Genomic DNA, 20,785 nt, shown 5'->3' on the forward strand with positions numbered 1-20,785 from the left:
TCTTGTTTTTATGGGGCGAGCCGGTGCACTGCTGGATCGAGCCTGCAGGTGCGGGTCTTTTCTTGATGAACTTGGGCAACGTTGCGTGAGGGGATGTTGCGGGGTCTTGCGGGGGTGAGGCAATTCGCCGCAAACGGAATGGGGCGATAATCGAACGGAATGTTCCAGTTGGTTAATTAATTTCCTGGTCCGAGTGCTTCGCGGCGGAACAGGCCGCGGATAACAAAAAAAGCCCACCGCGAAGGTGGGCTTGATTCAGCTAATGACGCAATCAGCCTTTCGGTGTTTCCACCGATGCCTGCTGGTTGGCCTGGCCGGTCTGCTCGTACCAGCCACCGCCGAGCGCCTTGTACAGGTTGACCTCGCTGGTCAGCTGCGACAGGCGGTCGGTAATCAGCGACTGCTGGGCGCTGAACAGGTTGCGCTGGGCGTCGAGGAAGGTCAGGTTACTGTCGATCCCGATGCGGTAGCGGCGTTCGGCCAGGCGGTAGTAGTCCTGGTTCGCCTGCACCAGGTCGCGCTGTGCCTGCAGCTGCTCTTCGAAGGTCTTGCGCGCGGCCAGGCCATCGGAGACTTCCTGGAAGGCGGTCTGGATGGTTTTTTCGTATTTGGCGACGTTGATGTCCTTCTGGATCTTCGAGTAATCCAGGCTGGCCTTCAGGCTGCCGGCGTTGAAGATCGGCAGATTGATCTGCGGCTGGAACAGCCAGGTGCCTTGGCCACCCGCGAACAGGTGCCCCATGTCGGGGCTCAGGCTGCCCGCGTTGGCGGTGAGGCTGATGCTGGGGAAGAACGCTGCACGGGCGGCACCAATGTTGGCATTGGCGGCCTTGAGCAGGTGCTCGGCTTCCTGGATGTCCGGGCGACGCTGGAGAATGTCTGACGGCAGGCCGGCCGGTACTTCGGCCAGCTGGTCGGCATTGAGCTCCAGGGGCTTGGCCAGGTCGGCAGGAATGCCGGTACCCAGCAGTACGGTCAGGCTGTTGACGTCCTGGGCGACCAGGCGCTGGTACTGCGAGTACTTGACCCGGGCGCCTTCCACGGCGGTGCGCGCCTGGCTGAGGTCGAGTGCCGAAGCCACGCCGACTTCATTGCTGCGGCGGGTGAGGTTGTAGCTTTCCTCGTAGGTCTTCAGCGTTTCTTCGGTCAGCTTGAACAGGGCCTGATCGGCCTGCCAGGTGTAGTAGGCGTTGGCCACGCTGGCTACGAGGGCGATTTGCGTGGAGCGACGCGCCTGCTCGCTGGACAGGTAGGTTTCCAGCGCCTGCTCGGTCAGGCTGCGCACACGGCCGAACAGGTCCAGCTCATAAGCGCTCACGCCCACCGTGGCCGAGTACTGGCTGGTGATGCCGGATTCGCCGGTTTGCGACATGTTTGCCGGGACCCGCTGGCGGCTGCCGCTACCAGTGGCCGAAACCGCGGGGAACAGGTCGGCACGCTGAATGCGGTACTGCGCACGATAGGCGTCGATATTCAGCGCCGCGACGCGCAGGTCGCGGTTGTTGACCAGCGAAGTCTGGATCAGCTGTTGCAGCGCCGGGTCGTGGAAGAACTGGCGCCAGCCCTGTTCGGCGGCAGCAACGTCCGCCGATTGCGTCGGCGAGTACGCAGGGCCTTGCGGCCACTGCGCTGCCACCGGCGCTTCCGGGGTCTGGTAGTCAGGGATCAGCGAGCAGCCGCCAAGGATGAAAGCGGTTACTGCCAGGGACAACAAAGACTTGGTCATTGCCCAGCCTCATAACGTGGAGTTTCAGGGGTGGCGTCTTTTTCCGGCTCTTTGCTGCCGAACAGCGACGACACTGCGACGAAGAACAGTGGTACCCAGAAGATAGCCAGCACGGTCGCACTGATCATGCCGCCGATCACGCCAGTACCAATGGCGTGCTGGCTGCCGGCGCCGGCGCCGCTGGCGATGGTCAACGGTACCACGCCGAGGATGAACGCCAGCGAGGTCATGATGATCGGGCGCAGACGCATGCGGCACGCTTCGATTGCTGCGTCATACAGGCTGCGGCCTTGCTCGTGCAGTTCCTTGGCGAACTCGACGATCAGAATGGCGTTTTTCGCCGCCAGACCGATGGTGGTCAACAGGCCAACCAGGAAGTACGTGTCGTTGGAAAGCCCGCGCAGGCTGGTGGCGATCAGTGCACCGATGATACCCAGCGGTACGACCAGCACGACGGCAATCGGGATCGACCAGCTTTCATACAGTGCAGCCAGGCACAGGAACACGAACAGCACAGAGAGGGCGAACAGTGCCGGCATCTGCGAGCCGGAGAGTTTTTCCTCGTAAGACATGCCGGTCCAGGAGAAGCCGATACCGTCCGGCAACTCGCCCGCGATGCGTTCCACCTCGGCCATGGCATCACCGGTACTGTAGCCCGGGGCCGGAGCACCCAGGATTTCCATTGCCTCGACGCCGTTGTAACGGGACAGCTTGGGCGAACCGTACGTCCACTCGCCCTTGGCGAAGGAGGAGAACGGGACCATTTCGCCTGCACCGTTGCGCACGTACCACTTCTGCAGGTCTTCCGGGCTCATCCGCGCGTTTGGTTCGCCCTGGATGTACACCTTCTTGACCCGGCCACGGTCGATGAAGTCGTTGACGTAGCTGGCACCCAAGGCAATCGACAGGGTGTTGTTGATGTCGGCAATGGTCACGCCCAAGGCGCTTGCACGTTCGTCATCGATAGTCAGCTGGTACTGCGGCTCATCGTTCAGGCCGTTCGGGCGCACGGCGCTGAGGATCTTGCTTTGTGCGGCCTTTGCCAGGAACTGGTTGCGCGCTTCCATGAGTTTGGCATGGCCGACACCGCCGCGGTCCTGCAGGAACACGTCGAAGCCGGTAGCGTTACCCAGTTCGAGCACCGCAGGCGGCGCGAAGGCGAACACCATCGCGTCGCGGAAGGTGAAGAAATGCTGCTGGGCACGCTCGGCCAGGGCGAACACACTGTTCTCCTTGGAGCGTTCGCCCCACGGCTTGAGCATGATGAACGCCATGCCCGAGCTCTGGCCGCGGCCGGCGAAGTTGAAGCCGTTGACGGTGAACACCGATGCCACGGTGTCGGCCTCTTCCTTCAACAGGTACTCACGCATCTGGTCAACCACAACCTGCGTGCGTTCGGCACTGGAGCCGGCCGGTGTCTGAACCTGGGCAAACAGTACGCCCTGGTCCTCCTCGGGCAGGAACGCCGTTGGAATGCGCGTGAACAGCCAGATCATGCCGACCACGATCAGCGCGTAGCCGAGCAGGAACGGTATTTTGTTGCGCAGGATAGTGCCCACGCTGCGCTCGTAGCCGTTTACGCTGCGGTCGAAGTTGCGGTTGAACCAGCCAAAGAACCCGCCTTTGGCGGTGTGGTGCTCACCTTTCTTCAGCGGCTTGAGCATGGTGGCGCACAGTGCCGGGGTAAAGATAAGCGCTACCAGCACCGAGAGGCCCATGGCCGACACGATGGTGATGGAGAACTGCCGGTAGATCACGCCTGTGGAACCACCGAAGAACGCCATGGGCAGCAGTACCGCCGACAGTACCAGGGCGATACCCACCAGGGCGCCCTGGATCTGTTCCATCGAACGTTTGGTCGCCTCCTTGGGCGGTAACCCTTCTTCGGACATGACCCGTTCGACGTTCTCCACCACGACGATGGCGTCGTCCACCAGCAAGCCGATGGCCAGGACCATGGCGAACATGGTCAGGGTGTTGATGCTGAAGCCGGCGGCGGCAAGGATGCCGAACGTGCCCAACAACACCACCGGTACGGTCATGGTGGTGATGATGGTGGCGCGGAAGTTCTGCAGGAACAGGTACATCACCAGGAACACCAGGACCACGGCTTCGATCAAGGTGTGGATCACACCGCTGATGGATTCGGTGACCACCGGGGTGGTGTCATAAGGGAATACCGCTTTCACGCCAGGCGGGAAGAAAGGTTCCAGGCCTTTGATGGTTTCGCGCAGTGCCTTGGCGGTGTCCAGGGCGTTGGCGCCGGTTGCCAGTTTTACGGCCAGGCCGGAAGCCGGCTTGCCGTTGAACTGGGCGCTGACCGCGTAGTTTTCACCGCCCAGGCCCACTTGCGCGACGTCACCCAGCCGTACCTGGGAGCCGTCCTTGTTGACCTTGAGCAGGATCTTCTCGAACTGCTCGGCGGTCTGCAGGCGGGTCTTGCCGATGATGGTGGCGTTCAGCTGGGTACCAGGCAGGGCTGGCAGGCCGCCGAGCTGGCCGGACGACACCTGCACGTTTTGCGCCGCCACGGCGGTCTTGACGTCGACCGGAGTGAGCTGGAACTTGTTCAGCTTGGCAGGATCGAGCCAGATACGCATGGCGTACTGCGCACCGAACACCTGGAAGTCACCCACACCCGCAGTACGCGAGATCGGGTCCTGCATGTTTGAGACGATGTAGTTGGCCAAGTCGTCCTTGGTCATGCTGCCGTCTTCGGACACCAGGCCGATCACCAGCAGGAAGTTTTTCACTGCCTTGGTGACACGGATACCTTGCTGTTGCACTTCCTGCGGCAGCAGTGGTGTGGCCAGGTTCAGCTTGTTCTGTACCTGGACCTGCGCGGTGTCAGGGTTGGTGCCTTGCTCGAAGGTAGCGGTAATGGTCATGCTGCCGTCGGAGTTGCTTTCCGACGATACATAACGCAGGTTGTCGATACCGTTGAGCTGCTGCTCGATCACCTGTACCACGGTGTCCTGCACGGTCTGCGCCGAGGCGCCCGGGTAGGTCACGGCGATGGCGATGGCCGGCGGCGCGATGCTGGGGTACTGGTTGATAGGCAGCTTCAGGATCGACAAGGCGCCGACCAGCATGATCACCAAGGCGATCACCCAGGCGAAGATCGGGCGATCGATAAAGAACTTCGACATGGTTTACTCCGCTTTGGCGTCTGCTTTCGCCGCGTTGGCCTGATCAGGGCTGCCCGGCTTCTTGACGTTGGTGGCTTCGCTGACCTTGACCTCGACGCCCGGGCGCACGTACTGCAACCCTTCGGTGATCAGGCGGTCGCCTGGGTTGAGGCCTTCCTCGATCAGCCAATCGCTGCCCAAGGTACGGCTGGCCTTGAGCTGGCGCAGTTCGACCTTGTTCTCCTGGTTGACCACCAGGGCGGTTGGCGAGCCTTTGAGGTCACGGGTCACGCCCTGTTGCGGTGCCAGGATGGCGTTGGCGTTAACCCCGGCGTTCAGCCGCGCATGCACGAACATGCCTGGGAGCAGGGTGTGATCGGGGTTAGGGAACAGGGCACGCAGGGTGACCGAGCCCGTGGTTTCGTCAACCGAAACTTCCGAGAACTCCAGGCGGCCTTCCTGCTTGAACAGGCTGCCGTCTTCGAGCACCAATTGCACCGAGGCTGCATTTTCGCCAGCCTTCTTCAGCTGGCCGCTCGCCAGGTCACGGCGCAACTTGAGCAGCTCGGCGGTGGACTGGGTGACGTCGACATAGATCGGATCGAGTTGCTGGATGGTTGCCATGGCGTTGGTCTGGCCATTGCTTACCAGGGCACCTTCGGTAAACGTAGAACGGCCGATACGGCCGCTGATCGGTGCCAGGACCTTGGTGTAGCGCAGGTCGATCTGTGCGCTCTTGAGCGAAGCCTCGGCCTGCAATCGTTTGGCATTGGCGTCGTCGTACTCCTGCTTGGAGACGGCCTGTTCGTCAATCAGCTGCTTGTAGCGCTCGGCCAGCGAGCGGGTAGCCTGCAGGTTGGCCTGAGCATTGCCCAGGTTGGCTTCGTACACGGCAGGGTCGATCTGGTACAGCTGCTGGCCTTCCTTGACATCGCTGCCTTCCTTGAACAGGCGCTTGAGGATGATGCCATTGACCTGTGGGCGCACTTCGGCGACGCGGTAGGCAGTGGTGCGCCCCGGCAATTCCGAGGTCAGGGTGAAGGCTTGCGGCTGGATGGTCACGACGCCGACCTGAGGAGCCTGCGCCGCGGGCGCTGCTTCTTCTTTCTTACAGCCACTGAGCAGGGTTGCCAGGGCGACGGCGGAAACCAGAGCGGTAACGGCTGGCTTGAATTGCATGAGGATCCTCGGGTCGCTGGAGCAGGGAGACGCTCAAGAGTAATGGAAGAGTTCTTGATCTGGAAAAATTGCTATCCGGTGGATAAATAGCTTGCTAAGGAATATACTTACATTCATGGTTGTTTGTAAATACCGCTGGGTTGTACTCAGGTACTGCCACAGCTCTTGATTAGCTTATCCGTGAGGCTCCCTGCAGAGGTGCCCCCGAAGCGTCCCCCGTACGCGCCGCGCGTTCGGGCCAGATGAGGTTGTACTGCCATGGTCCGTCGAACCAAAGAAGAAGCCCAGGAAACCCGCGCCCAGATCATTGAGGCGGCGGAAAAGGCCTTCTACAAGCGCGGGGTTGCGCGAACCACCCTGGCCGACATCGCCGAGCTGGCGGGAGTCACGCGCGGGGCGATCTACTGGCACTTCAACAACAAGGCGGAGCTGGTACAGGCGCTGCTCGACAGCTTGCACGAAACCCATGACCACTTGGCACGGGCGAGCGAAAGCGAGGACGAAGTCGACCCGCTCGGCTGCATGCGCAAGCTGCTGTTGCAAGTGTTCAACGAGCTGGTGCTCGATGCCCGAACCCGGCGTATCAATGAAATCCTGCATCACAAGTGCGAGTTCACCGATGACATGTGTGAAATTCGCCAGCAGCGCCAGGGGGCGGTGCTGGATTGCCACAAGGGCATTGCCCTGGCGTTGGCCAATGCCGTTCGCCGGGGCCAGTTGCCTGGCGAGCTGGATGTCGAGCGCGCGGCGGTGGCCATGTTTGCCTATGTCGATGGCCTGATCGGGCGCTGGCTGTTGCTGCCTGACAGTGTCGATCTGTTGGGTGATGTCGAAAAATGGGTCGACACCGGGCTGGATATGCTGCGCTTGAGCCCGGCTCTGCGCAAATGACACTTTGTTAAGGATTGTGAGGGATTGTTTCCCTTATGTATTAGCAGAGTATTAAGCGCAGGGTGCGGGAGCTGCCTCTAGCGTCCGCGCAGTTGCCGATCCGGCAGCGCCACTGCGGCAATCAGCCCGAGCAGTGCAATCAGCCCACTTCCCATCAGCAACTGCCGGAATGTTTCCGTCAACCGCGCCTGCGTAACCAGGTCCACCTCCCCTGCCTTCAGACTCCCAAGCAACGGGTTGCCCAGCATTTCGAACCCGCCCTGGTGCAGCAGTGCCAGCAGCAGACTGGACATGCAGGCCACGCCCATGGCCCCGCCCAGCGAACGGAACAGGTTGGTGGTGCTGGTGGCCACCCCAATGTCCTTGCTGTCCACAGCACTTTGCGTACCTACCAGCGATGTAGGGAACTGCAACCCGCAGGCAATGCCGGTCAGCAGCATGAACAATGCACTGAACCACCCAGACTGTGGCGGGGTCAGCGCCATGGCAAAAATGGCCACTGGCATCAGCAGGGCACCGGCCAGAATCTGCGGCTTGTAGCGCCCGGTGCGGCTGGTCATACGCCCGCCGGTGAAGGCACCCAGGGGCAGCCCCATCGCCAGTGGCAGCAGGTGCAGGGCGGCGCTGTCGGCACCGGCGCCGGTGATGCCCTGATAGCGCAACGGCATCAGCATGGTCAGGGAAATGGACTGGAAACTGGCGAAAAAGATCACGCCCCAGCACCAAACCGCGACACGGTTGCCGAACAGGCCCAAGGGCAGCAGCGGCTCCGGGCAGCGGCGCTCATGAGCGATGAACAGCGCAAGGCCCAGCACGGCGCAGGCGAACAGGGCCAGTACGGCCGGGTCGGCCCAAGGGTGGCCCTGGCCGACCAAGGTGATGCCCAGTAACAGACTGCCCAGGCCGAGGATCAGCAGCACGGCGCCGAGGTAGTCAACCTGCGCCTCGCGGCGTTGCGCCGGCATGCCGCCCAGGGCCCGGTGGATCGCCCACAAGGCAACCAGCCCCAGCGGCAGGTTGATCCAGAATACCCAGCGCCATGACAGGTACTCGGTCAACCCTCCACCCAGCACTGGCCCGGCGACACTCGCCACTGCATACATGCTGCTGAAATAGCCCTGATAGCGGCCGCGTTCGCGGGGTGGCACAAAGTCGCCGATAATTGCCTGGCTGACCGACACCATGCCACCCGCACCAATGCCCTGCAGTACCCGCGCCAGCACCAGTTGCTGCATGTCCTGGGCCAAGGCGCAGGCGATCGACGCCAGGGTGAACAGACTGATGCCGGTCAGGATCATCCGCCGCCGCCCGTACAGGTCACCCAGCTTGCCGTAGATCGGCACGGCCACGGTCATCGCCACCATGTAGCCGGAAATGATCCACGCCAGCAGGCCGACATCGTTGAACTGGGCCGAGATCGCGGGCAGTGAGACGGCGACGATGGTCTGGTCCAGTGCGCCGAGGAAGATCGCCAGCATCAGGGCGGTGAGCACGTTGCGCAGGGTGGTGGGGGGCAGGGCGGCGGTCACGGGAATACCTTGATTGAGTGTGGCGGCCTCTTCGCGGGCAAGTTGGATTGTAACCTGAGTTAGGTAGCTTCCTATGTACTATCTGCATCCCCTATGCCGAATCGGCATTGGCGCATTCATTCAGTGATGCATGGCTGCGTGATATCGTTGGTATGCCACAGGGGCTGAAAACCGGGGCTTGCACCAGCTTGGTGCAGCAATATGCCGCAGGTTTTTCAGGCCGCTGTCTCCCACACCTTTTATTCCTCTGCCTGCATGTCGAGCATGACCGCCCAGATGGCGACGGTTGGAACAGGTCAGGTAGACCCGATTACAGGGGGCGGTAGTTACCGTTCAAATTTCAACTTATTTGCGGAGTGATCATGCCCAAGGCTTCCCATCAAGATCTGCGTTTTGCCTTCCGCGAACTGCTCGCTTCAGGTTCCTGTTACCACACTGCATCGGTGTTCGACCCGATGTCGGCACGCATTGCCGCAGACCTGGGCTTCGAGGTCGGCATCCTGGGCGGTTCTGTCGCTTCGTTGCAGGTACTGGCTGCGCCGGACTTCGCCCTGATCACCCTCAGTGAATTTGTCGAGCAGGCCACCCGAATTGGCCGGGTAGCGCAATTGCCCGTGCTGGCTGATGCCGACCACGGCTACGGCAACGCGCTGAACGTGATGCGCACGGTTATCGAACTGGAGCGCGCCGGCGTGGCCGGGCTGACCATCGAAGACACCCTGCTGCCCGCCCAATTCGGGCGCAAGTCCACCGACCTGATCCCGGTTGAGGAAGGCGTCGGCAAGATTCGTGCGGCCCTGGAGGCGCGTGTCGACTCTTCATTGTCGATCATTGCCCGTACCAATGCTGGCGTGCTCACCACCGAAGAAATCATCGTGCGCACCCAGAGCTACCAGAAGGCCGGTGCCGATGGTATCTGTATGGTAGGCGTGAAGGACTTCGAACACCTCGAGCAGATTGCCGAGCACCTGACAGTGCCGCTGATGCTGGTCACCTATGGCAACCCCAACCTGCATGACGATGAACGCCTGGCGAGCCTGGGCGTGCGTATCGCAGTCGATGGCCATGGCGCCTACTTTGCTGCGATCAAGGCCACTTACGATTGCTTGCGCTTGCAGCGTGGCCAGCAGAACAAGTCGCAGAACCTGAGCGCCACCGAACTCTCGCACACCTACACTCAGCCTGAGGATTACATCCGCTGGGCCAAGGAATACATGAGCGTCGAAGAGTGACCGGCAGGGCGCCGTCAACTCAGCGGATGGCGCTCAAGGTTGCAGTGTGAGGCACGCAATGTGCCTGCTCGCAGCTGGCTGCGGCGCTGGGCTGACTGCGTAGCAGCTCGGCGCGCCAGCACGCTGAACCATACAGCCCTGCGACCGCAGTCAGGGCCATGACAAGGGCGACTCTTCTGGATTTGATGCCCATGGTGCTCACCTCCTGTTACAGCAATAGGTGATACCTTCCAGCGTAGGCCAATTTCAGCGTTACAGATCCCGATCCCACTCCGGCTCGTCCTTGAACCGCTGCACCAGGAAATCCAACATGCTGCGCAAGGTCGCCGGCATGTGCTTGCGTGACGTGTACACCGCATTCAGGTTCAGTTCACGTGGCTGCGCTTCGGGCAGCAGGCGTACCAGTTCGCCCCTGCGCAGGGCGTCGGCGGCCTGGTAGGTTGGCAGCATGGCGATTCCTGCGCTGGCCAGGGCTGCCTTTTGCAATGTCAAGGCTTCGTTGGCGCTGATGTTTCCCGCCACCGGTACGGCGACCTGCTGGCCGGCCACCTCGAAATGCCACAGGCTGTGGCCGAAATAGGCATGGGTCAGGCAGTTGTGCCGGCTCAGGTCCTCGACCCGTTGCGGTACGCCGTGCTCGCTCAGGTAGGCCGGGGCTGCGCACACCACCGAGCGGCACACGCTCAGGCGCCGGGCGATCAGGTTGGGGTCCAGCTCGTTGCTGGTGCGGATGGCCAGGTCGATGCGCTCATCCACCAGGTTGACGGTGCGATCGAGCATTTGCAGTTCCACCTTCACCCCAGGATAGCGCCGCACATAGGCCGCCACCGCGTCCACCAGCTGCGCCTGGCCGAAAGAGGTGCTGACGCTGATGCGCAGCGCGCCTTTCGGCGCGTCATCCGGCTGCTGCACCGCGGCCTGCAGGTCGCCGGCCAGTTCCAGCAGTTGCCGGCAGCGGGGCAGGGTTTCCTGGCCGGCCGCGGTGAGGCTGAGCTTGCGAGTGGTGCGCTGCATTAGCCTCGCGCCAACCCAGTCCTCCAGCTCTGCCAGGTAACGCGACACCACGGGGCGAGAAAGCTGCAGGTGGTCTGCCGCTGCCGACTGGCTGCCCAGGTCGACGACGGTAACGAAAACGCGCATGGCGTTGAGACGGTCCATGATTTGCCCGTTTTTAGAAACAAACTATGTTCAAGCATGGCATTTTTTGTCACGGATCGGGCAACTAAGCTGTTAGGCATTGTTCAACTGAAGGCCTTGCCCATGTCCCTGTTCACCCCCCTGCGAGGCCTGCTACTGGCCTGCGTGACCCTGGCCGGCCCTGCGCTGGCCGCCGAACCGCTGCAACTGCAGGTCTACAACCCCGGGCACGAGGCCATTTTTCCGGTCAGTTCGGTGATTGTCAGTGGCGAGCACGATGCCGTGCTGGTCGACGCCCAGTTTGGCAAAGCCCAGGCTGAGCAACTGGTAAAGCGCCTGCAGGCTGGCGGCAAACACTTGACCACCATCTACATCAGCCACGGCGACCCGGACTATTACTTTGGCCTGGACACCCTGACCCAGGCCTTCCCCAACGCCAAGGTGCTGGCCTCTGCCGCCACGGTTGCACATATCCGCCAGACCAGGGATGCCAAGCTGGCGTACTGGGGGCCGCAGATGGGGGCAGACAAACCGCAGCGGCTGGTGCTGCCGCAAGTGCTCGAAGGGCAGCGCCTGACGCTGGAGGGGCAGGCCTTGGACGTGGTCGGCCTGGACGGCCCGCAACCAGACCGCAGTTTTGTGTGGATCCCGTCGATCAAGGCGGTGGTCGGTGGCGTGGTGGTGTCCGAAAACATTCATGTGTGGATGGCCGACACTCAATCGGCCAAGTCCCATGCCGATTGGCTTGGCACCTTGGCGCACATCGAGGCGCTGGGGCCACGCACGGTCATCCCCGGGCATTACCTGGGAGACAGCAGCCGTTCACTGCAGGCCGTGCGCTTCACGGCAAACTACATTCGTGGGTTTGACGCTGAAACCGCCAAGGCGAAAGACGCCAATGCGTTGATCCAGGCCATGAAGCAGCGCTACCCGGGCCTGGCCGATGAAAGCTCGCTGGAACTCGGTGCCAAGGTCGCCAAGGGCGAGATGAAGTGGTAATTCCGTTCAATCAATGGAGAGTGTTCCCATGAGCAAAATCGCAATTATCGGTGCCACTGGCCGCGCTGGCAGCCAGTTGCTGGAGGAGGCCCTGCGCCGTGGCCACAGTGTGTTGGCCATCGCCCGCGACCCTTCGCCACTGCAAGGGCGTGAAGGGGTGACCGTCAAGGCGCTGGATGCCAAGGACAGTGCGGCCCTGCAAGCGGCGGTAACGGGTGTGGACGCGGTGTTGAGCGCGGCGCATTTCTCGACCATCGAGCCGCATGCCATCATCGAGCCGGTCAAGCGGGCCGGGGTAAAGCGCCTGCTAGTTGTGGGGGGGGCCGGCAGCTTGCTGCTGCCGTCGGGGCATCGGGTAATCGACAGCCCGGACTTCCCGGAGGCCTACAAGGCCGAGGCCACGGCCGGGGTGCGTTTTCTGGAAGCGTTGCAGCGCGACCCAGACCTGGACTGGACATTCCTCTCGCCGTCGGCGGAGTTTGTTGAAGGTGAGCGCAGCGGGCGCTACAAAGTGGGCAAGGATCATCTGCTGATCGGTGCGGATGGCAAAAGCTGGATCACCTTTGCCGACTATGCCATTGCCATGCTCGACGAGCTGGAAAAGCCGGCGCATTCGCGGCAGCGGTTTACAGTGGGCTACTGAGTCGCCTGCTTCGCGGGCATGCCCGCTCCCACAGCTACAGCACAGTTCCCAAGGCCCATGCTGTACCTGTGGGAGCGGGCGCGCCCGCGAAGAGGCACTTATTGGCTAGCCTGGCTCTCCAGCCAGTCCAGTAACTCCATCAACCCTGGCGGCAAGCTTCTGGCCTGGCTTACCAGGTAATACCCTTTCCCGGTCACTACCTTCAGCGCAAACGGCATGCACAGCCGCCCCCCGCGCAAGTCATCGCCAATCAGCGACCAGTCGCCGATGGCCACACCCGTCCCCTGCGAGGCCATGGCCATCGCCATGTCCAGTGTCTCGAAATGCTGCTTCGGCCCATGAGTGGCCAACGTCACCCCCGCTGCCTGCAGCCACAACTGCCAGTCATGTTCATCCCGCGACGGGTGGAGCAGCATGTGCCGCGCCAGGTCTTCCACCTGCTGCAACGGTATCGGCCCCTCACGCAACGAGGGGGCGCACACGGGCGTAAGTTGTTCATCGAACAGCTTGCGCACATGCAGCCCGTGGTTTGGCGCATCGCCATAAACCACCGCTGCATCGAAGCCCTCGCGACGAAAATCCACGCCATGCTGCACCGTGGTGGTCAGCTCCACCGGTACGTCCGGGCGCAGTGCCTGCCATTCCATCAGGCGCGGCAACAGCCAGCGCATCACGCAGGTTGGGGCCTTGAGCTGCAAGGTAGTGCTGCGTCCACCGACCTCACGCACGCCTTGCTCAATCAGCGCGAATACCTGCTGTACACGAGGCAGCCAGTCCTGGCCTTCGCGGGTCAGGCTCAGCCCGCGGGCCTGGCGCTGGAAAAGCGCATAACCCAGGTGCGCTTCGAGGGCAGCGATCTGCCGGCTGACGGCGCCTTGGGTGATGTGCAGCTGTTGCCCTGCACGGGTGAAGTTGCAGTGCTGGGCGGTGACCAGAAAGGTGTGCAGGGCGGGCAGGGGCGGGAAGCGTTTCATCGTGCTGAGCCATGATGACAGGACATGGCTAGTATGTGTTTTTTTGCATTGTGGCGGTAGCCGTGGCTTGGGTCCAATAAGGGCATAATCCAACAATATTCAGGGTGAAAACCGATGGCAACCTGCGGCGAAGTACTGGTCAATCTCCTTGAAGGCTATGGCGTCGACCATGTCTTCGGCATTCCCGGTGTACATACCGTGGAGCTCTATCGTGGTCTGGCAGGCTCGTCCATTCGCCACATCACCCCGCGCCACGAGCAGGGTGCCGGGTTCATGGCTGATGGCTATGCGCGCACCCGTGGCAAACCTGGGGTGTGCTTCATTATTACCGGCCCGGGCATGACCAACATCACCACTGCCATGGGCCAGGCGTATGCCGACTCGATCCCGATGCTGGTGATTTCCAGCGTGCAGTCCCGTGACCAGCTGGGCGGTGGCCGCGGCAAGCTGCACGAGCTGCCCAACCAGGCGGCACTGGTGTCGGGTGTGGCCGCGTTTTCTCACACCTTGATGACGGCTGCAGACCTGCCGCAGGTGCTGGCGCGGGCATTTGCCGTGTTCGAGAGCGCCCGGCCGCGCCCGGTGCATATCGAAATCCCGCTCGACGTGCTGGTCGAACCGGCCGACTTCCTGCTGCCGGGCCGCCCGGTGCGTGGCAGCCGGGCAGGGGCAGCGCCGCAGGCCGTGGCGCAGATGGCCGAGCGCCTGGCAGGTGCAAGGCGGCCCTTGATCCTGGCGGGCGGTGGTGCGTTGGCCGCGGGGGCTGCGCTGGCGCGTCTGGCCGAACACCTTCAGGCCCCGGTGGCGCTGACCATCAATGCCAAAGGTTTGTTGCCGGCCAGCCACCCGCTGCAGATCGGTTCGACCCAGTCGCTGCCGGCTACACGCGCGCTGGTGGCTGAGGCCGATGTGGTGCTGGCGATCGGCACCGAATTGGCCGAAACCGATTATGACGTGACCTTCAAGGGTGGTTTCGAGATCCCGGGCAGCCTGCTGCGCATCGACATCGACCCGGACCAGACCGTGCGCAATTACTTGCCCGAGCTTGCGCTGGTGGCCGATGCCGGACTGGCTGCTGATGCATTGCTCGGTGCCTTGCAGGCCCTGCCGCAACCCGTGCGTGAAAGCACTTGGGGTGTGGCGCGCGTAGCCTGCCTGCGCCAGGCTCTGGCGGCAGGTTGGGACCAGCCAACCCTGAGCCAGACGCGCTTGCTGAGCGCGATTCTCGAACGACTGCCCAATGCTGTCCTGGTGGGCGATTCGACCCAGCCCGTGTACACCGGCAACCTGACCCTGGACATGGACCAGCCACGCCGCTGGTTCAATGCCTCCACCGGGTACGGCACCCTGGGTTACGCCCTGCCTGCGGCCATGGGCGCCTGGCTGGGGAGCGCGGAGCAAATCGGCCAGCGCGCGCCTGCGGTGTGCCTGATTGGTGACGGCGGTTTGCAGTTCACCCTGCCAGAACTGGCCAGCGCGGTGGAGGCGCAGGTGCCGTTGATCGTGCTGCTGTGGAATAACCAAGGGTACGAGGAGATCAAGAAGTACATGGTCAACCGGGCGATCGAGCCGGTCGGGGTCGATATCCATACCCCGGACTTCCTCGGCGTGGCGCGGGCGTTGGGGGCTGCGGCGGAGCATGTGACGGACGTGAAGCAGCTGCAAGCGGCGCTGGGGCAGGCGGTGGAGCGCACCGGGCCGACCTTGATTCAGGTTGACCAGAATCAGTGGCAGGAAACCGTGGCGGGTTGAAGTCAAGCTATTGCCTGTACTGGCCCTTTCGCGGGCTTGCCCGCTCCCACAGGTGCTGCACATACTCTGAAGTTGTGCTGTACCTGTGGGAGCGGGCAGGCCCGCGAAGAGGCCGGTACAGGAAAAACAGGATCAGCCAGCAGTAGCCCGCAACCGCGCCACATCCCGAATCGGTGGTGCGCCGTACAGCCGGCTGTACTCACGGCTGAACTGCGACGGGCTTTCATACCCCACCCGATAGGCGGCCACCGCCGCCTCAAGCCCGTCGTTGAGCATCAACCGCCGCGCCTCCTGCAGGCGCAGCTGCTTCTGGTATTGCAGCGGGCTCATCGACGTCACGGCCTTGAAGCGATGGTGCAAGGTCGAGGTGCTGAGGTTGACCTCCCGCGCCAGATCCTCGATGCGCAGCGGCAACTGATAGTTGTTGTTGAGCCAGGTAATGGCCTGGCAAACCCGGTGAGTCTGGCTGTTGGCCAAGGCAATTTCATACAGCCGGCAACCCTGCGGCCCCCGCAGCAGGCGATAGAGAATCTCGCGGCGGAACAGCGGCGCGAGCATGGCGATGTCGCGCGGGGTGTCCAGCAGGCGCAGCAGCCGCAGCAAGGCGTCGAGCAATGCGGCATCGGTCCTTTCCACATACAGGCCACGGCCTGAGGGCCGGTTGGGTACCAGCATCGGCCCGCTTTCGGCGATCAGCTGGCTGATCTCGGCCGGGTCCAGGTCCATGCGCAGGCCAAGGCTTGGGTTCTCCGGGCTGGCGTCGAGCCTCACGCCACTCAGCGGCAAGGTCACCGAGACAACCATGTAATGCAGTGGGTCATAGGCGTATTGCTCGTCCCCGAGGAACAGGGTTTTGCTGCCTTGGGCAAGGATGCACAGTGCGGGTTGTGCCAAGGTCGGCACCGAGCGCACGTTCTCGGTGTAGCGCACCAGGTACAGGTCATCGATGGCGGATGCCGGGCCATGAGGGTCGCCGGCGTGGCGGCGGATCAGCTCGGCCAGTTCCAGGCGCTGCAGTTCCAGGGGCGGGTCGATGGACGTGGCGGTGGTCATGATGGCGTTCCTCTACTGACCGACGCAGCATAGGTTTGGGCAAAGACGGGCGCTAGTCGAAAGCTGCACGTCGATTGCCTGATCCTGCCGCGCTGCAGGATCAGGCAATCGGCGAGCAGTATTGGCCTAACGCGCCGCGCGGGTGAGCCCCTAACCTTGGCAACCTGGCTTTTCCGTCCGCCTGCTTCAAGGAGATTGTGCAATGACCCTAAAACAACCGGTCACCCATCTTGCTTTCATCCGTGCCAGCAGCGGGCGCTCGGCAGAGCTGGGCGCGCGCCTGCGCGACCTGCTCGAGCCCTCGCGGCGTGCGCCGGGTTGCCTGAGTTTCACGGTGCAGCGCTCCCAGGCCGATGCCGACCTGTGGTTGCTCAGTGGCAGCTGGCAGGATCAGCAGGCGATGAGTGGCTACTTTGCTTCGCCGACCCTGGACGTGTTTGGCGAGCTGGTGCAGGCGCAAGTGGTCAGCAGCCTGGACTTGCATACCTTCGATTGAGGGTGGATGAGGTAAAGTGACGCCCTTGTTCAACCAAGCGGATAGCAACATGGCACGTAGGGAATTCACTCATTTCGAAGCGGTATCGGCGATGGTGCCGGTGGAAGGTGGCGGCTACAGCGCCGCCATTGCGGTCAAGGCCTTGAGCATGGGCGGCGCGCCGCGCTTTCACAAGGTCCTCGACGGGCAGGTATTCAAAGGCGCCGTGGCTGCCGACGAAGCGGCCACGGCCGAGCTGCAACGCCTGCAAGGCGTCAGCGAAGAGGGCGAACTGATCTGGTGATCAGGCCGGCGGGCGGGCCATCTTGAACAGGTTGCCCAGTTCGAAATAGTCCGCCGGGCCACCACCACGCAGAATCGGTTCGGCAGCAGCGGTATCGTAGATGCCGTTTTTCAGCAGGTGCTCGGCAATATGCACCGCCACCACTTCGCCAAGGATCAGCCAGCTGGGCACCAGCTCCTGGTCGGCCCGCTTGAGCTGGACGATCTGGCTGACCTTGCATTCGAACGCCACCGGGGTTTCGCCTACACGCGGCACGCTGACGATGCGCGAGGGCGTGGCGGTGAGGCCGCTCAATTCGAACTCGCTTACCTCGGCAGCAACCGGCGCGCAGCTCTGGTTCATCTGCTCGGCCAGGGGGCGGGTGGCCAGGTTCCAGACGAATTCGCCGGTCTGCTCGATGTTGTTCAGGCTGTCTTTGCGCCCGACACTGCAGAAACCGATGATCGGCGGGATGTAGTTGAAGGCGTTGAAGAAGCTGTAGGGCGCCAGGTTCAGGCGGCCTTCGCGGTCGTGCGAGGAAATCCAGCCGATAGGGCGGGGGCCGACGATGGCGTTGAACGGGTCGTGGGGCAGGCCGTGGCCTTTGGCAGGTTCGTAGTAATACATCTGTGCTGGGCTTGTTGGCCCTACCTCCTGATGGACAAGGTGCCTAGTGTGCCAAGCCTGTGCTCGCCTGCAAATGATCAAGCCCGGCCAAAGCCGGGCTGGTTGCTCGCATCAGGTATCAGCTGATGCGGTGGGCGTTGGTGCGGTCAAAGCCGTCTTCGGCGAAGCGTTGGCCACCGGTGCGGTCGAAGCCGTCTTCGGCGAAGCGTTGGCCACCGGTGCGGTCGAAGCCGTCTTCGGCGAAGCGTTGGCCACCGGTGCGGTCAAAGCCATCTTCAGCGTAGCTAGCGGACTGTGTTTGAGCCGCGGCAAAGGTGTGAGCGCTGGTACGGTCGAAGCCATCTTCGGCGAAGGCGCCAGCTGCGAAAACCGAAAGGGCCAGGGTGAGGATCAGTTTGTTTTTCATGGTCGGTGCTCCATCTGTGCGAGAGGTTGTTTGTTTCTATGGGTTTCATCCTACGCTGATTAATTTGATTAAAAAGCGCAAATAATAGCGTCTAAAAATCGAATATATCGATGTGTCAGGGCGCACTTCGCGTGAGTCAGGTAGCGGTGTCGATCACTCGCCGTAAGCTCTCGCGTATCGTTTCATCAGCCCTTGCAGCTTGAGGGTCGGGAATTAATGGGGCGTTAAGAACGAAATGTCTTGTTTCAAAGTTCAATCAACGCTTTTTTCATACCTCACCAACCGATTTTTCAGACGCTGCTCAGCACCATCGCCGCACCTCAAACTGGAGCGGCACAACAATGAACAAACTCCCGCAAATCACCTTGGCCTTCTGGGTCATGAAGATCTGCGCTACCACCCTTGGCGAAACCGCCGGCGACTTGCTGTCGATGACGCTGAACATCGGCTATGCACTCAGCTCGTTGATGCTGATCAGCGTGTTCCTGCTGACCTTGGTCGGCCAGCTCTACTCCCGCCGCTACCATCCGATGCTGTACTGGCTGGTGATCCTCTCTACCAGCACTGCTGGCACTACCATGTCCGATTTCATGGACCGCACCCTGGGTCTGGGTTATGCCACGGGTTCGGCCCTGCTCATCGGGATCCTGCTGCTGACCTTCCTGGTCTGGCGCCTGAGCGGCAACCCACTGGACGTCACCCGCATCAAGAATCGTTCGGGCGAGCTGTTCTACTGGGTAGCGATCCTGTTTTCCAACACGCTTGGCACTGCCCTTGGCGATTACCTGGCCGATGATTCGGGGCTTGGTTTTGCCGGCGGCGCGCTGCTGATCGGCAGTGCCATCGCATTGGTGGTAGTGGCCCGTTACTGGACGCGCATCCCCGGCGTGGTGTTGTTCTGGGTGGCGTTCGTGCTCACACGCCCATTCGGCGCCACCTTGGGCGACTTCCTCACCAAACCCCATGAAAAGGGCGGCCTGGACTTCGGCACAATCGGTTCGTCGGCCGTGCTGGGCGGGGTGCTGCTGGTGCTGGTGCTGATGGCCACCTGGTACCAGCGTCGGGAACCGCGCCAGGTGTTGGAGATGTCCTGAACAGGCTCTGAGGCACGAGTGCGCCGATTAACTGAGCTATTCGGCTCACAGGATGAGCCGAATAGCATGTTTAATCGGCTCACAGCGAGATGAGTGTTGATCGAACAAATGAAAAGGGCGCACCTGGAACGGCGCGCCCTTTTCATTTCAGCAGCTTCACATTCACTCGGTAGTAATCCGCGAGTGTTGCTTGGTGTCCTTCATGGTCGCGTAAACCAGCAGCGAGCAGGCGATACAGGCGGTGACGTACCAGTAGAAGCCGCTTTCCATGCCAGCGCTCTTGAACCACAAGGCCACGTACTCGGCGGTGCCGCCGAAGATCGACACAGTCAGGGCGTACGGCAGGCCCACGCCCAGAGCGCGGATTTCCGTTGGGAACAGCTCTGCCTTGACCACGGCGTTGATCGAGGTGTAGCCGCTGACGATGATCAGTGCTGCCATGATCAGGAAGAACGCGCCCCACCAGGTCTGGATGGTGTGCAGGGTGCTGAGGATCGGTACGGTGAACAGGGTGCCTAGCACACCGAAGGCGATCAGGATCGGACGTCGGCCGATCTTGTCGGACAGGCCACCGATCACCGGCTGCAGGCACATGAACAGGAACAGCGTGGCGGCCGAGATGGTGGTCGAATCGCTGATGCTCATGCCCACGGTGTTGACCAGGTACTTCTGCATGTAGGTGGTGTAGGTATAGAACGCCAGGGTGCCGCCCATGGTCAGGCCGACCACGGTCATCAGCTCCTTGGGGTGGCGCAGCAGGGTGCGCATCAGGCTTTCCTTGGCCTTTTCCTTTTTGGTGAACGAGGCGGTTTCTTCCATGCCGCGACGCAGGTACAGGGCAACCACTGCGCACAGCGCACCGATCACGAACGGCACGCGCCAGCCCCAGGCATACAGCTGCTCTGTGGTCAGGGTCTGTTGCAGGACAATCAGTACCGCCAGGGCGATGAGCTGGCCGGAGATCAGGGTCACGTACTGGAAACTGGAGAAGAAGCCACGGCGCTCCTTGCTGGCCATTTCGCTGAGGTAGGTGGCCGAGGTGCCGTACTCGCCACCCACCGACAAGCCTTGCAGCAGGCGTGCGATGACCAGCAGGATCGGTGCGGCGACGCCGATGGTTTCGTAGCCCGGGGTCAGGGCGATGACCAGTGAGCCGGCGCACATCAGCAGTACCGAGGCCATCAGCGCGGCCTTGCGGCCTTTGCGGTCGGCGTACAGGCCCATCAGCCAGCCACCGATTGGGCGCATGAGGAAGCCCACGGCGAAGATCGCGGCGGTGTTGAGCAATTGTGCGGTGGAGTCACCGGCCGGGAAAAAGGCCTTGGCGAAGTACAGCGAGAATGCGGCGTAGACGTACCAGTCGTACCATTCGACCATGTTGCCGATGGACCCGCTGAAAATCGACTTCAGGCGGCTGGCGGTGGTTTTTTCCGCGGCGGGCGCAGTGGCCGCCCCGGCGGGCAGGGAGGTGGCGTTATCCATCAGGGATACCTTCTCGTTGTTTTTGTGGAGCGCGCCGTGGCGCAGCTTGCCAGGGCAATTGCAGAAGGTGTGCCAAATGGGGGCGGGGTGATTCATTTGAGTGCAGGACCGTGTGGTACCTGGCCTGTAGGAGCGACCTTGCGTCGCGATGGGCTGCAAAGCAGCCCCAGGATCG

18 protein-coding genes are annotated in these 20,785 nt (G+C 62.3%); 8 read left to right on the forward strand and 10 right to left on the reverse strand.

Features of this window, described 5'->3' with window-relative positions; genetic code table 11:
- Window positions 1-271: 271 nt before the first annotated feature.
- From LU684_RS11575 to ttgA, 3 genes are read right to left on the reverse strand one after another with little or no spacing between them, the layout of a single operon-like run.
- Complete coding sequence (locus LU684_RS11575) at window positions 272-1,726, reverse strand: AdeC/AdeK/OprM family multidrug efflux complex outer membrane factor (protein ID WP_016488875.1); 1,455 nt, start codon at window positions 1,724-1,726, stop codon at window positions 272-274.
- A complete protein-coding gene (gene ttgB, locus LU684_RS11580) occupies window positions 1,723-4,875 on the reverse strand; it encodes a multidrug efflux RND transporter permease subunit TtgB (protein ID WP_016488874.1) in 3,153 nt (1,050 codons plus the stop codon). The genes LU684_RS11575 and ttgB overlap by 4 nt, the downstream gene beginning before the upstream one ends.
- Before the next feature lie 3 nt (window positions 4,876-4,878).
- The gene (gene ttgA / locus LU684_RS11585; protein ID WP_016488873.1) at window positions 4,879-6,033 is read right to left on the reverse strand and encodes a toluene efflux RND transporter periplasmic adaptor subunit TtgA; all 1,155 of its coding nucleotides are present in this window, start codon (window positions 6,031-6,033) and stop codon (window positions 4,879-4,881) included.
- Between the two features lie 258 nt (window positions 6,034-6,291).
- Here ttgA and ttgR point away from each other — a divergent pair, with 258 nt between their 5' ends.
- Entirely contained in the window at window positions 6,292-6,924 is a 633-nt protein-coding gene (gene ttgR, locus LU684_RS11590) for an efflux transport transcriptional regulator TtgR (protein WP_016488872.1), read from the forward strand.
- Window positions 6,925-7,001: 77 nt separating this feature from the next.
- On the opposite strand, the gene LU684_RS11595 is transcribed toward ttgR, so the two are convergent.
- A complete protein-coding gene (locus LU684_RS11595; RefSeq protein ID WP_095116006.1) occupies window positions 7,002-8,453 on the reverse strand; it encodes an MDR family MFS transporter in 1,452 nt (483 codons plus the stop codon).
- 362 nt (window positions 8,454-8,815) lie between these two features.
- On the opposite strand from LU684_RS11595, the gene LU684_RS11600 reads away from it, so the two are divergent.
- On the forward strand, window positions 8,816-9,685 hold the full coding sequence (locus LU684_RS11600; RefSeq protein ID WP_016488870.1) for an isocitrate lyase/PEP mutase family protein: 870 nt from the start codon (window positions 8,816-8,818) through the stop codon (window positions 9,683-9,685).
- 252 nt (window positions 9,686-9,937) lie between these two features.
- Here the strand turns inward: LU684_RS11600 and LU684_RS11605 are convergent, their stop codons facing one another.
- Window positions 9,938-10,843, reverse strand: a complete 906-nt coding sequence (locus tag LU684_RS11605) for a LysR family transcriptional regulator (RefSeq protein ID WP_232894661.1) — start codon at window positions 10,841-10,843, stop codon at window positions 9,938-9,940.
- Between the two features lie 102 nt (window positions 10,844-10,945).
- Here LU684_RS11605 and LU684_RS11610 point away from each other — a divergent pair, with 102 nt between their 5' ends.
- The gene (locus LU684_RS11610; protein ID WP_232894662.1) at window positions 10,946-11,821 is read left to right on the forward strand and encodes an MBL fold metallo-hydrolase; all 876 of its coding nucleotides are present in this window, start codon (window positions 10,946-10,948) and stop codon (window positions 11,819-11,821) included.
- A gap of 28 nt (window positions 11,822-11,849) precedes the next feature.
- On the forward strand, window positions 11,850-12,464 hold the full coding sequence (locus LU684_RS11615; RefSeq protein WP_232894663.1) for an NAD(P)-dependent oxidoreductase: 615 nt from the start codon (window positions 11,850-11,852) through the stop codon (window positions 12,462-12,464).
- 98 nt (window positions 12,465-12,562) lie between these two features.
- Here LU684_RS11615 and LU684_RS11620 read toward each other — a convergent pair whose 3' ends face one another.
- Entirely contained in the window at window positions 12,563-13,438 is an 876-nt protein-coding gene (locus LU684_RS11620; protein WP_016488866.1) for a LysR substrate-binding domain-containing protein, read from the reverse strand.
- 114 nt (window positions 13,439-13,552) lie between these two features.
- On the opposite strand from LU684_RS11620, the gene LU684_RS11625 reads away from it, so the two are divergent.
- Entirely contained in the window at window positions 13,553-15,190 is a 1,638-nt protein-coding gene (locus tag LU684_RS11625) for a 5-guanidino-2-oxopentanoate decarboxylase (protein WP_060517523.1), read from the forward strand.
- A gap of 132 nt (window positions 15,191-15,322) precedes the next feature.
- On the opposite strand, the gene LU684_RS11630 is transcribed toward LU684_RS11625, so the two are convergent.
- Complete coding sequence (locus tag LU684_RS11630) at window positions 15,323-16,243, reverse strand: AraC family transcriptional regulator (protein ID WP_060517525.1); 921 nt, start codon at window positions 16,241-16,243, stop codon at window positions 15,323-15,325.
- 202 nt (window positions 16,244-16,445) lie between these two features.
- Here LU684_RS11630 and LU684_RS11635 point away from each other — a divergent pair, with 202 nt between their 5' ends.
- Together LU684_RS11635 and LU684_RS11640 are read left to right on the forward strand one after the other, a co-directional pair.
- Window positions 16,446-16,739 carry a putative quinol monooxygenase gene (locus tag LU684_RS11635; protein WP_016488863.1) on the forward strand — a complete coding sequence of 98 codons (294 nt, stop codon included), beginning with the start codon at window positions 16,446-16,448 and terminating at the stop codon, window positions 16,737-16,739.
- Window positions 16,740-16,755: 16 nt separating this feature from the next.
- On the forward strand, window positions 16,756-17,022 hold the full coding sequence (locus LU684_RS11640; RefSeq protein WP_016488862.1) for a hypothetical protein: 267 nt from the start codon (window positions 16,756-16,758) through the stop codon (window positions 17,020-17,022).
- On the opposite strand, the gene LU684_RS11645 is transcribed toward LU684_RS11640, so the two are convergent.
- Together LU684_RS11645 and LU684_RS11650 are read right to left on the reverse strand one after the other, a co-directional pair.
- Window positions 17,023-17,628: a flavin reductase family protein gene (locus LU684_RS11645; protein WP_016488861.1), complete on the reverse strand. Its 606-nt coding sequence runs from the start codon at window positions 17,626-17,628 to the stop codon at window positions 17,023-17,025.
- Window positions 17,629-17,746: 118 nt separating this feature from the next.
- Window positions 17,747-18,034 (reverse strand): hypothetical protein, encoded by a 288-nt coding sequence (locus LU684_RS11650; RefSeq protein WP_054833436.1) that lies wholly within the window; start codon window positions 18,032-18,034, stop codon window positions 17,747-17,749.
- Between the two features lie 341 nt (window positions 18,035-18,375).
- Here LU684_RS11650 and LU684_RS11655 point away from each other — a divergent pair, with 341 nt between their 5' ends.
- On the forward strand, window positions 18,376-19,128 hold the full coding sequence (locus tag LU684_RS11655) for a COG4705 family protein (RefSeq protein ID WP_023047319.1): 753 nt from the start codon (window positions 18,376-18,378) through the stop codon (window positions 19,126-19,128).
- A 162-nt stretch (window positions 19,129-19,290) separates the two neighbouring features.
- Here LU684_RS11655 and LU684_RS11660 read toward each other — a convergent pair whose 3' ends face one another.
- Entirely contained in the window at window positions 19,291-20,610 is a 1,320-nt protein-coding gene (locus LU684_RS11660) for an MFS transporter (protein WP_024717451.1), read from the reverse strand.
- Window positions 20,611-20,785 lie beyond the last annotated feature (175 nt).

Source organism: Pseudomonas sp. NMI542_15 (genome assembly GCF_021283425.1).
Classification (GTDB): domain Bacteria; phylum Pseudomonadota; class Gammaproteobacteria; order Pseudomonadales; family Pseudomonadaceae; genus Aquipseudomonas; species Aquipseudomonas fortuita.

Bases quoted from the DNA above. Each gene is read 5' to 3' on its own strand.
- LU684_RS11575 (WP_016488875.1), bottom strand. From the start codon at position 1,726: ATGACCAAGTCTTTGTTGTCCCTGGCAGTAACCGCTTTCATCCTTGGC.
- ttgB (WP_016488874.1), bottom strand. From the start codon at position 4,875: ATGTCGAAGTTCTTTATCGATCGCCCGATCTTCGCCTGGGTGATCGCC.
- ttgA (WP_016488873.1), bottom strand. From the start codon at position 6,033: ATGCAATTCAAGCCAGCCGTTACCGCTCTGGTTTCCGCCGTCGCCCTG.
- ttgR (WP_016488872.1), top strand. From the start codon at position 6,292: ATGGTCCGTCGAACCAAAGAAGAAGCCCAGGAAACCCGCGCCCAGATC.
- LU684_RS11600 (WP_016488870.1), top strand. From the start codon at position 8,816: ATGCCCAAGGCTTCCCATCAAGATCTGCGTTTTGCCTTCCGCGAACTG.
- LU684_RS11605 (WP_232894661.1), bottom strand. From the start codon at position 10,843: ATGGACCGTCTCAACGCCATGCGCGTTTTCGTTACCGTCGTCGACCTG.
- LU684_RS11610 (WP_232894662.1), top strand. From the start codon at position 10,946: ATGTCCCTGTTCACCCCCCTGCGAGGCCTGCTACTGGCCTGCGTGACC.
- LU684_RS11615 (WP_232894663.1), top strand. From the start codon at position 11,850: ATGAGCAAAATCGCAATTATCGGTGCCACTGGCCGCGCTGGCAGCCAG.
- LU684_RS11620 (WP_016488866.1), bottom strand. From the start codon at position 13,438: ATGAAACGCTTCCCGCCCCTGCCCGCCCTGCACACCTTTCTGGTCACC.
- LU684_RS11625 (WP_060517523.1), top strand. From the start codon at position 13,553: ATGGCAACCTGCGGCGAAGTACTGGTCAATCTCCTTGAAGGCTATGGC.
- LU684_RS11630 (WP_060517525.1), bottom strand. From the start codon at position 16,243: ATGACCACCGCCACGTCCATCGACCCGCCCCTGGAACTGCAGCGCCTG.
- LU684_RS11635 (WP_016488863.1), top strand. From the start codon at position 16,446: ATGACCCTAAAACAACCGGTCACCCATCTTGCTTTCATCCGTGCCAGC.
- LU684_RS11645 (WP_016488861.1), bottom strand. From the start codon at position 17,628: ATGTATTACTACGAACCTGCCAAAGGCCACGGCCTGCCCCACGACCCG.
- LU684_RS11650 (WP_054833436.1), bottom strand. From the start codon at position 18,034: ATGAAAAACAAACTGATCCTCACCCTGGCCCTTTCGGTTTTCGCAGCT.
- LU684_RS11655 (WP_023047319.1), top strand. From the start codon at position 18,376: ATGAACAAACTCCCGCAAATCACCTTGGCCTTCTGGGTCATGAAGATC.
- LU684_RS11660 (WP_024717451.1), bottom strand. From the start codon at position 20,610: ATGGATAACGCCACCTCCCTGCCCGCCGGGGCGGCCACTGCGCCCGCC.